Source organism: Levilactobacillus yiduensis (assembly GCF_024718525.1).
In the GTDB taxonomy this organism is placed as follows: domain Bacteria; phylum Bacillota; class Bacilli; order Lactobacillales; family Lactobacillaceae; genus Levilactobacillus; species Levilactobacillus yiduensis.
Map to the genome: position 1 here is coordinate 38,730 of NZ_JAMXAZ010000020.1, position 9,266 is coordinate 47,995.

At 47.4% G+C, this 9,266-nt stretch carries 15 protein-coding genes and 1 pseudogene; all 16 read left to right on the forward strand.

The annotated features are described in order from the left end of the window. Position 1 precedes the first annotated feature (1 nt). Positions 2-1,054 (forward strand): XkdQ/YqbQ family protein, encoded by a 1,053-nt coding sequence (locus NGM66_RS10830; RefSeq protein WP_258115648.1) that lies wholly within the window; start codon positions 2-4, stop codon positions 1,052-1,054. Continuing rightward, a complete protein-coding gene (locus NGM66_RS10835) occupies positions 1,054-1,374 on the forward strand; it encodes a DUF2577 domain-containing protein (protein ID WP_258115649.1) in 321 nt (106 codons plus the stop codon). The genes NGM66_RS10830 and NGM66_RS10835 overlap by 1 nt, the downstream gene beginning before the upstream one ends. Next, entirely contained in the window at positions 1,367-1,801 is a 435-nt protein-coding gene (locus tag NGM66_RS10840) for a DUF2634 domain-containing protein (RefSeq protein WP_308707538.1), read from the forward strand. The genes NGM66_RS10835 and NGM66_RS10840 overlap by 8 nt, the downstream gene beginning before the upstream one ends. Continuing rightward, on the forward strand, positions 1,791-2,939 hold the full coding sequence (locus tag NGM66_RS10845; protein ID WP_258115651.1) for a baseplate J/gp47 family protein: 1,149 nt from the start codon (positions 1,791-1,793) through the stop codon (positions 2,937-2,939). The genes NGM66_RS10840 and NGM66_RS10845 overlap by 11 nt, the downstream gene beginning before the upstream one ends. Further along, complete coding sequence (locus NGM66_RS10850) at positions 2,932-3,570, forward strand: putative phage tail protein (protein ID WP_258115652.1); 639 nt, start codon at positions 2,932-2,934, stop codon at positions 3,568-3,570. The genes NGM66_RS10845 and NGM66_RS10850 overlap by 8 nt, the downstream gene beginning before the upstream one ends. Continuing rightward, the gene (locus tag NGM66_RS10855) at positions 3,563-4,477 is read left to right on the forward strand and encodes a hypothetical protein (protein ID WP_258115653.1); all 915 of its coding nucleotides are present in this window, start codon (positions 3,563-3,565) and stop codon (positions 4,475-4,477) included. Before NGM66_RS10850 ends, NGM66_RS10855 begins: the two co-directional genes overlap by 8 nt. A gap of 11 nt (positions 4,478-4,488) precedes the next feature. Then, positions 4,489-4,950 carry a hypothetical protein gene (locus NGM66_RS10860; RefSeq protein WP_258115654.1) on the forward strand — a complete coding sequence of 154 codons (462 nt, stop codon included), beginning with the start codon at positions 4,489-4,491 and terminating at the stop codon, positions 4,948-4,950. Between the two features lie 74 nt (positions 4,951-5,024). Then, positions 5,025-5,492, forward strand: a complete 468-nt coding sequence (locus tag NGM66_RS10865) for a hypothetical protein (RefSeq protein WP_258115655.1) — start codon at positions 5,025-5,027, stop codon at positions 5,490-5,492. Positions 5,493-5,610: 118 nt separating this feature from the next. Further along, positions 5,611-6,096 (forward strand): hypothetical protein, encoded by a 486-nt coding sequence (locus NGM66_RS10870; protein WP_258115656.1) that lies wholly within the window; start codon positions 5,611-5,613, stop codon positions 6,094-6,096. A 13-nt stretch (positions 6,097-6,109) separates the two neighbouring features. Beyond that, positions 6,110-6,532 carry a hypothetical protein gene (locus NGM66_RS10875; RefSeq protein ID WP_258115657.1) on the forward strand — a complete coding sequence of 141 codons (423 nt, stop codon included), beginning with the start codon at positions 6,110-6,112 and terminating at the stop codon, positions 6,530-6,532. A gap of 11 nt (positions 6,533-6,543) precedes the next feature. Continuing rightward, entirely contained in the window at positions 6,544-6,684 is a 141-nt protein-coding gene (locus tag NGM66_RS10880) for an XkdX family protein (protein WP_258115658.1), read from the forward strand. Positions 6,685-6,698: 14 nt separating this feature from the next. Then, complete coding sequence (locus tag NGM66_RS10885) at positions 6,699-7,094, forward strand: hypothetical protein (protein ID WP_258115659.1); 396 nt, start codon at positions 6,699-6,701, stop codon at positions 7,092-7,094. Next, positions 7,087-7,284 carry a hypothetical protein gene (locus NGM66_RS10890; protein ID WP_258115660.1) on the forward strand — a complete coding sequence of 66 codons (198 nt, stop codon included), beginning with the start codon at positions 7,087-7,089 and terminating at the stop codon, positions 7,282-7,284. Before NGM66_RS10885 ends, NGM66_RS10890 begins: the two co-directional genes overlap by 8 nt. A gap of 1 nt (position 7,285) precedes the next feature. Then, the gene (locus tag NGM66_RS10895) at positions 7,286-7,570 is read left to right on the forward strand and encodes a holin (protein WP_258115661.1); all 285 of its coding nucleotides are present in this window, start codon (positions 7,286-7,288) and stop codon (positions 7,568-7,570) included. Then, positions 7,570-8,331: a DUF5776 domain-containing protein gene (locus tag NGM66_RS10900; RefSeq protein ID WP_258115662.1), complete on the forward strand. Its 762-nt coding sequence runs from the start codon at positions 7,570-7,572 to the stop codon at positions 8,329-8,331. Before NGM66_RS10895 ends, NGM66_RS10900 begins: the two co-directional genes overlap by 1 nt. 638 nt (positions 8,332-8,969) lie before the next feature. Continuing rightward, positions 8,970-9,266, forward strand: a pseudogene (locus tag NGM66_RS10905) (hypothetical protein); the annotation flags it as partial.

A 9,266-nucleotide genomic window follows, 5' to 3' on the forward strand; every position in this document is an offset into this window, starting at 1 on the left:
GATGGCAGTAACATTTTTTCAGTCACAGACGCCAGGTGAGAAGATTAAGTGGGACCTACGGGAAATTTTAAAGACTGACATCAAGTGGACGACCGATATAGACTTCTCAGCCGGACAGCTGACTTTTGGCCTGGTTGAAGTTGACGAAGGGTACACGCCTAAGAATGGGGATGTGATTTGGTTCAATTGGGACCATGATCACGTCTTTAAGGGTAAGATTTTCAAGGTTGATTATGATGAGTCCGAGGTATTTTCTGTAACGGCCTACGATAGTCTTCGATATTTTAAGAACCAGGATTCGCTTATCTGGCCGGTGTCGACTATCTCCCAGCGTTTTACCAAGGTGGCTAAGCTAGCTGGCGTAAAGCATAAGGTAGTGGACAAGTCGACACACAAGCTGGTCGCTGAGGTGGCCGACAGTAAGAGCTATTTCGATATGCTGAAAAGTTCATTTAAGTCTACGCGGCTGGCTACAGGACACCGGTACTTTCTGCACGATAACTATGGTGTGGTTGAGTTGCGGCGCTCGCCGTACAAAAAGCTCAAGAACATCATTGGTGATGGGTCACAGCTGACCGGGTTCTCATTTAGCAAAAGTATTGATGAAGCTGCTAACGTTGTTCGTGTAGTCCGAACTGACAAGAAAAAGAAGCAGAAGTCTTCTTCCACAGCTAAGGCCAAAAAGCAGACCGCGGCCCAGAAGAAGGCTGCTGACGTAGCTAACACTAAGCTGAAAACTGTCACGGTCGCCGGCAACTCAGTCGACCGCTGGGGGAAACTCCAGATTGTCGAGAAAGCCAAGGACAAAGCCAACGCGGCGCAAATGAAACAGAAGGCCAAAGATATTCTTAAGTCTAAGAATAAACAGACCTACACGTTGAAGCTGAACACGCTGGCCACCCTGTCAATGGTACCGGGCAACGAGGCACTAGTGAAGGTGAAAAGTCTGAAAGATATCGGATTAGGTAGCAAGTACCTGTTGATTACGAAGGCCATCCATACTTTTGGGACTACCAGTCATACAGCCGAATTGGAAATGAAGGTGCGTATTTAATGGCGGGAGAGACAATGTTGAACTGGTGGGCCAGTCGCGGTGGACCAGATAGTGAGTATTCGGATATCGTGTTTGGCACGGTCGTTGCCGAGGATCCATTGGCTATTCAAATTTCAAACCAGATGACGCTTACTGAGGCTTTCCTCAACCTAAGCGAAACCGTCACCGACCACAAGGTGAAAGTGAAGCTTGATGGTGAAGAGAAGACAGTCACCATCCTGGGGGCCCTCAAGAAGGGCGACGGAGTTACGATGATTCGCCAGGATGGTGGCCAACAATTTTATGTACTAGAGAAGACGGGAGGTGACGAAGATGAATGACGACGAACTAGAAGAAGTTGAGACCGAGGACGTGGTTGATGAGGTCGAAGATGAGGTTGAGGAGGAGACGCTCCCCAGTTACACGTACCTAGTCCGGGATGGCCGGGTCATCTCAATGGTGGATGGACAGGCTGCTATGGTACAAGCCGTGGACAAGATTCTCCGAACGGAGCGGTTTGTCTACCCCATCTACGACGATCAGTACGGCAACGACCTGTCTGAACTGATTGGTAAGGACTTTGACTACGCAGAAGTTGAAGTAGACCGAATGTTGACCGAAGCCCTGGAAGCCGACGACCGGGTCACTGATGTATCGATTGATGAGACTGAACGAGTGGATGCCACTACGCTACGAGTCGCCGGGTTCTGTGAGACCATCTTCGGCGCCATTCCGATTGAGAGTGAGGTGACACTTAGTGAATCCTGAAACGCTGATTGCAGAGTTAGAATCGCATGATTTTGATTACTTCATGGATTCCATGCTTGATGAAGTGTCCGACGGCGTGGATAAGCGGCAAGGGTCAATCATCTATGACACGATGGCCCCGGCTGCTACTCTGATGGCCGAGCAATCGCTGAACATGGCAAATATCGTGCGTGCCACATACACACAGACGGCTCCAGGCGAATTTTTGGACTACCGGGGACCAGAGAGAGGGCTAGCGCGTCAAACTGCCACCGCGGCACAAGTTAGTGCCAAATTTTTAGACTCAAAAGGTATTCCAGTCAGTAATGTTGAGATTGGCGACCAGTTTGCGAGTGTGGGTGAAGAACCTATTTTCTATCAGGTCACTGAGGTCAACGAAGACTTAACCGGGCTGCTTGTTGCTGAGGAGACTGGTACGCAGGCCAATGGCTATCTCGGACAGATTCTCCCAGTCACACCGAATGATGAGCTTAGCTGGGCTGAAATTCTGTCTGTGGATGTGCCAGCGAAGGACGACGAAACCGACGACCACTTCCGGGACCGCTTGCTCTCGCCAGATGCCTACAACGCTTATGGTGGGAACGTGGCCGATTATGCCGACATGCTGAGTCGAATTGAGTCAGTAGGTTCAGGCCAGATTTATCCAGTATGGCAGGGCGGCGGAACAGTCAAACTGGTCATCCTGAATAACGCCAAACGAGCCGCTAGCCCTGAACTGGTCAAGCAAGTCAAAGAGCAGATTGACCCGCCAGACGCCGAAGGGCAGGGCTACGGCCTAGCGCCTATCGACCATCTGGTGACAGTGGTTGCGCCCACAGAGGTACCGATTAGTATTGAGACGACTATCACACCGGACACGTCGACCACAGTCGAGAGTTTGAAAGTGGCAATTGAAGCGGGTATCGAGAGTTATTTCGCCCAACGTCGCGAAGCATGGGACGATATCGACAAGGTGACTGGCCGGGGGTACTCACTCACAGTCTACCGGTCACAAATTCTAACTGAAATCATGAAGGTAGAAGGGGTCATCAACGCAACGCTGCCGGTTCTTAATGGGGCCGAGAGCGATGTGAAGATGACCTTTACGAACGATACTTCTGAGCTTCCGGTTGTTGGTGAGGTGACGCTTAATGCTTAATCTAAAGGACTATCTGCCTGACTACTATGACGGTGTACGTGAGATGCAACGTCTCATGGAAGCCGAGCAGAAGATGGGTGACCAGTTCGGCGATTCAGAGGAACGGCTGCTGATGAACCAGTTTGTCATGCAGGCTGACTCTGAAGGTCTGGCGCTCTTTGAGTATCAGTTGGGACTACCAACTGATTACATCAAGTCGTTAGAGTCCCGCCAGTATGATGTGCTCATGCGTATTTTGCCGCCGCGGCCTATTACTATCCGATATTTCCGTGAATTGATTCAGTCGCTGGACATTATCGCGGTAGTGGACGTGGACCACATCAAGAGCCACATCGATACGATGAGTGAGGCCCACGACATCACGCCAGAGCAAATCAAGCGGCTGCGCTATCTGCTCAATGTGTATCTGCCGGTAAACATGACCTATCAGATTCGGACACAGACTCAGGTTGAGACTCAGCTAGACTTCTATCTGGGAGCGATTCAGAACGTGGCTGTGGCGACGGTGGTCATGCCCGACATGGACGCAGCTACTGACACGACGCAGGAGCTATATGTGGGAGCAATTAAACCCGATGTAGTTGTCGCAACTATGGTAAACGCAGAAGGAGGGGAGCATTTGAATGAGTAAATATAATAAGTCAAAACTGACGATGGCTGGGAAGCTGCTGGCCAGTTTGGCAGCCAATGGTAAGGCCAAGTTTGAGATTACCCGGGCGGCCTCCACAGCCGATGACCTTAATGGAGTTGATCTGGATAGCCTGGTGGCTTTGCCAAATGAAGTTCAGTCAGCAGATATTGTTGACCAAGTGAAACCGATTGATGGGAATGCCGCAGTAACGGGGACCGAGGTCCAATTTGTTAACGAAGGTCTGAGTGAGAGCTATCTTATTCAAGCTATCGGGTTATATGCCACGAAAGATGGTGAGGACAAGGAACAACTTTATGCAGTCATCACTGCTGAGACACCGGAGCTTATGCCAGACTATGCTGACAAGGTCTGGTTCCGCTTCACGTCGACCATCTACGTGATTGTTGGGGATGTGGCTAACGTCACAGTCAACATCACGCCCACAGGTTTAGCAAGTCGTGAGTATGTGGATGAGGCTATTGAGGCCCATAAGGTTATCTTGCCGGAGAGCTTGATGTACTCGGACAAGGACGCCACAGTGGACGCGCTGTGGAAGTATACGCAGGACCCAGTTAACTCAAACGGCAGTCCTTACGTGGCTAAAGAGACGGCTGATAAGGGCTATGTTCGGGACAATGGTGACAGTTCTATCACGTACGGAGACAATGTAACCATCAATCCGGCCGATAAGAGCCACGTGGTGCAACGGCGCGAGAACGGGACAGCCGAAGCAACCAACTATGACGCCGGTGATTTGACGATTGATAAGGATCTAGAAGTTCTTGGTGGCAAAGTTTTCCATGAGTCAGACGATTATCAGAGCTTCGGTGACACTCACGATAATGCGGTTATCTTTGTTGTTGAGGACCCGGCTACGGATACCGGGGCTGATGGAACGGCTAGCTAGGAGGTGTAGGGATGCAAGTTGGTAATAAGCGAGTTAAGAAAGTTCTGGTTGGTACTAATGTGGTCTATCGGGATTCTGATGGGTGGGTGCCATTGGAATTACCTGATGGGGTGTCTGGAAATGTTTTTTTTAAGAAATTAAATGAAACGACCGCACAAGTCACAGGAACAATCAGTGCGTACTTTAAGTCAAAGGCATCAATCACACCATTTATACTACCGGACGGTTACAAAGTAACGTCAATTAAGTGGGATTATTGGCCCGATGATGGAGTGTATATGCCAAGCTTTGCTGGAACGACGAATGGTTTTATTACCCCGTCCGTAGTTGATGGCGAAGTAGTTTTAACTAATGATACGCTTGCGGACTATTCAAATAATTGGGTTTCTTTTAACCAAATTACTACTACTAGTGGACCAGGTAGGTCTGCATCACCAGCAGTGATATCAATTTCAAAGGAGGCAGTGTCATGAAAATGAAGTTAACCCTATTTACCATGGGGGGGTAGAAATACCCCATTGAGCCACCGGATTGTGGGTGGTGTCTTATGACCATACACATTGGTGCGAATAAAGTCGTTAAAGTGATTGCTGGTGGGAATATACTTTTACCCGCCGATGATGTTTGGCAAGAATGTAAAACTGGTGAGGGATTCACGGGCACTCCAATTCTTATGAAATACGATAGTAAAACAGGCATTACAACCCTTTTTGGAAAGTTACTTCGACCTATGATGGCAAAAGAAAAATGGTCTGGTACATTTCTTACCCTGCCAAAAGGATTTCATTTTTCGAAATTGCCTGACAATCTTAGAATTATTTCCGTTGCTTCGGTTGCTGAGGCTAATCCAGCGATAGATGGTAGAAAACTTAACGGATCATACCAGTATCAGTTTTCTGCACCAATTCCTGGCTACTTTACGATTACATTTGGAACTATTAGCACCAGTAGTAATGTCGGTGATGCTAATGCGCAAGCGTCCGTTTATCAGACCGATGCAATCGCTCCAGACTAGAAAGGATGATTAAATATGTACAATGAATTCACAATTTGCGTAAATATTCGGGGGGGGGGGCACCCTCCAAAATTTCACTAACTAATTGGATTGTACCTTCCTTTGGGGGTGCTTTCTGATGGAAATGCGTATTGGTAATCAAAAGGTCACAAAGATGTTGATTGGTGGGCAAGTTTTATACGACAAAAAGATTCAGGATGCTTCTTGGATTGAGTGTCCGAATGATGGTGGGGACCAAGACTTTAAAGGTCTTACCTTAATGAAATGGGATAGCGCTACAAATACGGCACGCTTTAAAAGTAACGCAACTGTAGAGGTGCCAAAGTACTACACACTCGCCAATGCACTGAACAGATTGGCAATTACGCTGCCAGATGGATTCGAATTTTTAGGTAATGATAGCTCTATGCAGTTTAACTATCATTACAGTTCAATCGGGACAAGTTCAGAAAGTTATAACGTAACTTTTGAAAAAAATAGATTATGGGTTCGACTGACGAATGGCGGTCCCGATTCGCGTACGTTTTATCTCACTGTATCAAGCAGTAGCAATGAGGCTAAATTTGATGGTGAAATAATTCTTAATGTTAAAAAGACTAACTAGGGAGTGATAAGTGATGGAAGAAAAAACGATTAAGACCTATTGGAACCTGGACCCCGACAGTGGGGTGCCATTGGCTCAACCAACAGGCGAAGAAACTAAGGGATGGACAGTGTTGTATCTGCTGCCAGAAACTCTTGAATCCGTGCAGCGGTACTGGAAGAATTATGTATACACGGCCGGTGTTATGAAGCACACAGCTAATTGGCTGCCGGACCTAAGCATTGATCATCTCATTCACGAGAATGAAGTGGCCCAAGAAAACATTCAACAGCTTAAACAGACTATCGCTGTGTTGGGCGGTTCCCAAGCGCAAACGACCGTGGATGTGCAAGACGTTAAGGAAGATGTTACGGAAGTTAAGACGGCCACTAGTGCACTCGGAGGTCAGGTAGCTCAGATGATGGTTGCTCAGACACCGGCCACAGACGCAGAATAGGAGGATAAATCATGAATTACACGACAATCAAATTGTTTTCTAGCTGGGGCATGTTGACGCCGGACCTAAATTGGTACCGGGAACACGACTTCATCACTGACGAACAGTATAAGGAAATTTCGGGCACCGACTACAAGCCAGCAACGGCATAGGGGGTGCTTTTCTTATGGACAAGAAACTGTACCAGCATTATAAAAAGAATCAGTTCTGGTTCTGGTCCGCTGTGGAAACCTACGCAATTGCAATCGTCTTCATCATTCAGGTGAACTTCTTCGATTTGAAACCTCCAGCGAGAACTATGTTGGGTGTCTTAGATGATCCAGCATCTATTTTCCTGATTGCGGTGATTGGCACGTTTGCGATGGTCTATTCAATCTGGGACTTCCACTGGTTCTACGCGCGGCCAATCATGATTGGGTGCCTAGTTTTTGTGTGGATGAGTTTCTTTTTAGGCTTCCTAGTGCATGATATGGAGATGGGGGCGCTTATCAGTCCGGGGGCCGTGTTGACGGGCGGGGTGATTTGTCGGATTGTGAGCTATGCATTTACAGGGGATGATTAGGATCAGTGATAAAGTATTCACCGCCATTCTCTCAGCAATCTCGGCGATTGCAGTCGGGTATGTTCCGGTTTGGGTGGCACGAATCAACGCTGGTAAGCCCCCAACCAAGACTGATGAAATCAAGCGGCTAAAACGAGAGAACGAGCGGTTAAAGAAGGAAAACCAAAAATTGAAGGAACGAGGTGAGTAGCATGGACTATATCCAGCAACTCAATCTAGGAACGGCGGCCGAGTTGGCATTAACAACTTTGGTCGTTTTTGTTTTGACACAGGCAGTGAAGCAGACGAAGGTGTCGAATCAATGGATGCCGTGGTTGTCGATGGGAGTGGGCGTAGTAGTCGGTCTGTTGTCGGTATTTGTAACAGCTGACCATAACTTCCTGTCAGGAGCCGTTATGGGCCTGCTGGTAGGTGGCTTCACGTCTGGCCTGTTTGATGGCTTCAAAGGATTTCAGATTAAGGAGGACCATAAGTAATGGGGTATTCATTCAACCGCAGCTACGAACTAGCTGCTAACGCCGGGGATAATCGCAAGGCGGCGCACAAGTATATCATTGCCCATGACACCGGGAACGATAACAATCGCGGCATTGGCTCTGGGAAGAACGAAGCTTCCTATATGAAGGGGCACTGGTCCGCAGCCTACACACACGCTATTGTGGATGACCAGGGAATCTATATCGTTGGGACTCCCGGTTATGTCGCTTATGGCGCTGGAACGGTAGCCAATGCCAACTCACCATTCCAAGTGGAACTGGCGCATGTGGATAGTCAGAAACGCTTCAACGAAAGCTACAAGCGCTACGTGTGGGTGCTCCGGTATTACGCAAAGAAGTACGGGATTCCACTGACGTTAGACGGGGCCGGTGCTGGTATCAAGTCGCATAAATGGGTATCAGATAATATCTGGGGGGACCATCAGGATCCATACGGGTATCTGAGCAAGTGGGGTATCAGCAAGGCTCAGTTCGCCAAGGACTTGAAGAACGGTGTTGGCGGTTCAGCTTCCACGCCAGCTAAAAAGGCCACCTATTTGAAGGCAGCCAAGCAGGTCAAAGCAAAGACGAGTATTACTCGCTACCACGACAAGGCGTTCAAGAAGGCTGAGAAGAAGTTCACCAAAGGGACCGTCTTCGATGTTGAGTCTGTGGTTAGCTATGGGAAGATTACTCGATTTAAACTGGGTAATGGATTGTACATTACTTCCAACACCGACTACGTTAAGAAACTCAAGTAAACAACCGTGCGTTCTTTGAACTAGTTTAGTTTGTCTATGCTAGTGTAGGTGCTGGGCAAACAAAGGGCCATGCTAGCAACAACGTCGTTTGTTCAATTAAAGCCACTCTATCCATTGCGGGTAGGGTGGCTTTTTTTATTGTAAGTACAATATGTATGAACCCGCCTAGGTTTTGGTGAACAAATGGTGAACAAGCGGATAGTAAATGCTGATATAACGGGCTTACAGAGGCCCCTATACTCCGGGTGGGGCCATGAAAATTAAAGTATAATCATCCTGAACCGTTTTGAATCGTTGATTTGAAGCGGCTTTTGGCTTTCTGGGGTTGCAAAAAAACGGTACAGATGGAGAATTTGGTGAACATTAGCCCTTTTTTGACTTTTTGTTACCGGCTAGCCCGTCTCATTTAGAACCACAAGTGTTTTGTCGTTTCCTGTTTCTGCTCTAGGAAATAATTATCAAGAAGCTAGCATGAATGATCTTTGTTTTTAAAAGGAATTGCAATTTGTGTAGGATACTTGATATTACGAAGACTTTTTGGTATTCTACATGTATAGAAGACAACACTTCTGCTTCCCGTTAAATCGGCAGGTACGCCCTGAATAAGCAGAAGTTTTTTGTTTAAGGAGAATAATACCATGCCAAGTAAGGGCTTCTTGTCGCCAGAAGACCAGCGTGCGTTGCTGGAGAGTAGGGGAATTTCTTTTTCCAAGTCGTGTGAGATAGATGCGGCAAAAATTCAGGAAATTGGTTATTATAAGCTTAAGGAATTTGCGTATCCATTTAGTGTTTCTGACGATGCAGATGAGCCACAGTACAGGGGCTTAGACTTTCAATCTTTACTAGTTAGGTATTATCAACCTGAATTATTCACCAGAAACTCCAAAATCCCCATCAAACACATGATTCAAGTGCTTGATGGGAATTTTACGTTT

What these genes read in the sequence shown, in the direction of transcription:
- NGM66_RS10835 (WP_258115649.1), top strand. Translation starts at nt 1,054, where the DNA reads ATGGCGGGAGAGACAATGTTGAACTGGTGGGCCAGTCGCGGTGGACCA.
- NGM66_RS10875 (WP_258115657.1), top strand. Translation starts at nt 6,110, where the DNA reads ATGGAAGAAAAAACGATTAAGACCTATTGGAACCTGGACCCCGACAGT.
- NGM66_RS10855 (WP_258115653.1), top strand. Translation starts at nt 3,563, where the DNA reads ATGAGTAAATATAATAAGTCAAAACTGACGATGGCTGGGAAGCTGCTG.
- NGM66_RS10830 (WP_258115648.1), top strand. Translation starts at nt 2, where the DNA reads ATGGCAGTAACATTTTTTCAGTCACAGACGCCAGGTGAGAAGATTAAG.
- NGM66_RS10880 (WP_258115658.1), top strand. Translation starts at nt 6,544, where the DNA reads ATGAATTACACGACAATCAAATTGTTTTCTAGCTGGGGCATGTTGACG.
- NGM66_RS10870 (WP_258115656.1), top strand. Translation starts at nt 5,611, where the DNA reads ATGGAAATGCGTATTGGTAATCAAAAGGTCACAAAGATGTTGATTGGT.
- NGM66_RS10860 (WP_258115654.1), top strand. Translation starts at nt 4,489, where the DNA reads ATGCAAGTTGGTAATAAGCGAGTTAAGAAAGTTCTGGTTGGTACTAAT.
- NGM66_RS10885 (WP_258115659.1), top strand. Translation starts at nt 6,699, where the DNA reads ATGGACAAGAAACTGTACCAGCATTATAAAAAGAATCAGTTCTGGTTC.
- NGM66_RS10865 (WP_258115655.1), top strand. Translation starts at nt 5,025, where the DNA reads ATGACCATACACATTGGTGCGAATAAAGTCGTTAAAGTGATTGCTGGT.
- NGM66_RS10900 (WP_258115662.1), top strand. Translation starts at nt 7,570, where the DNA reads ATGGGGTATTCATTCAACCGCAGCTACGAACTAGCTGCTAACGCCGGG.
- NGM66_RS10890 (WP_258115660.1), top strand. Translation starts at nt 7,087, where the DNA reads ATGATTAGGATCAGTGATAAAGTATTCACCGCCATTCTCTCAGCAATC.
- NGM66_RS10840 (WP_308707538.1), top strand. Translation starts at nt 1,367, where the DNA reads ATGAATGACGACGAACTAGAAGAAGTTGAGACCGAGGACGTGGTTGAT.
- NGM66_RS10850 (WP_258115652.1), top strand. Translation starts at nt 2,932, where the DNA reads ATGCTTAATCTAAAGGACTATCTGCCTGACTACTATGACGGTGTACGT.
- NGM66_RS10895 (WP_258115661.1), top strand. Translation starts at nt 7,286, where the DNA reads ATGGACTATATCCAGCAACTCAATCTAGGAACGGCGGCCGAGTTGGCA.